This window comes from Pseudomonas sp. 44 R 15 (genome assembly GCF_900004965.1).
In the GTDB taxonomy this organism is placed as follows: Bacteria; Pseudomonadota; Gammaproteobacteria; order Pseudomonadales; family Pseudomonadaceae; genus Aquipseudomonas; species Aquipseudomonas orientalis_A.
Genome location: NZ_CVTU01000102.1, coordinates 18,070 through 19,659, shown reverse-complemented (window position 1 = coordinate 19,659; position 1,590 = coordinate 18,070). Strand labels below are relative to the sequence as shown.

The 1,590-nt window shown below is 57.2% G+C and carries 1 protein-coding gene; it reads left to right on the top strand.

Features of this window, described 5'->3' with window-relative positions:
- Positions 1 to 1,590 (top strand): immunoglobulin-like domain-containing protein (locus BFP93_RS28925; protein WP_370737804.1); only part of this gene is annotated, 1,590 nt, incomplete at both ends.

The following is a 1,590-nucleotide window of genomic DNA, read 5'->3' as shown; positions in this document are numbered from 1 at the left end:
ACGTGTACGTCAACGGTTCGACCGTCAGCACCACCATTATCGGTGCTACCGGCGGCAACTTTGAAAACCTGGTGCCGAGCACCACGCCTGCGGTTACCACCATTACTGATGTGGTCGATACCACCACTGTCACCCTGACGGCCGGTTCGACCGTGACCGAAGGTGGTCAGATCACCTACACCGCGACCTTGACCAACCCGGCACAAACCCCGGTGAGCGTCACCTTGAGCAATGGCTCGGTGATTACCATCAAGGCGGGTGAGTCCACAGGTACTGTTGTTGTCGATACGCCGGCCAATGACGTGTACGTCAACGGTTCGACCGTCAGCACCACCATTATCGGTGCTACCGGCGGCAACTTTGAAAACCTGGTGCCGAGCACCACGCCTGCGGTCACCACCATTACTGATGTGGTCGATACCACCACTGTCACCCTGACGGCCGGTTCGACCGTGACCGAAGGTGGTCAGATCACCTACACCGCGACCCTGACCAACCCGGCGCAAACCCCGGTGAGCGTCACCTTGAGCAATGGCTCGGTGATTACCATCAAGGCGGGTGAGTCGACGGGCACGGTGGTAGTCGATACCCCAGCCAATGACGTCTACGTCAACGGTTCGACCGTCAGCACCACTATCACCGGCGCAACCGGTGGCAATTTTGAAAGCCTGGTGCCGAGCACGACTCCGGCACTCACCACCATTACCGATTCCGTCGATACCACAACCGTTACGCTGACCGCGCCGGCTGCAGCGAGCGAGGGTGGTCAGATCACCTATACCGCGACCTTAAGCAATAAGGCCGGTACTGACGTCACGCTGAAGCTGGATAACGGCTCAAGCATCACGATCAAAGCCGGCGATACCGTCGGCACCGTGACCGTGCCTGCGCCAAGCGATGACGTGTTTATCGATAAGAGCACTCAGACCGTCCAGATCACTGAGACCACTGGCGGCAACTTCGAGAAACTGGAAGTTGCTGGCAACGGCGCAACGACAGCGATCAACGACACCATCGACAAGGTCGACGTGGTTCTGAGCGCTACCACTACCGTCGGCGAAGGCGGCAACATCGTTTACACAGCAAGCCTTGTGGATAAAAACGGCGCGCAGGTGACTAACATCACTAACCCGCTGACTGTCACCCTGGATAACGGCCAGAGCATCACTATCGGCGTAAATCAGTCGAGCGGTTCCGTTTCGGTTGTTGCGCCGGATGATGTTTACAAGGGCGACCAGACCGTCACCACTGCTATCAAGACTGTCACTGGTGGCGAGCACTTCGAAAATCTCGTCCCAGGTACCGATAAAGTCACAACAACAGTGACTGACACCCCAGGTACTGATAACACCACCACTGTTACGCTGACCGCGCCGAGCGCAGTCAACGAAGGTGGCCAGATCACGTACACCGCGACCTTGAGCAACAAGGCCGGTACTGACGTCACTCTGAAACTGGATAACGGTTCAAACATCACCATCAAAGCCGGTGAAACTGTCGGCACTGTGACTGTGCCTGCGCCTACCGATGATGTGTTCATCGATAAGAGCACTCAGACGGTCAAGATTACCGACGCAACGGGCGGCAACT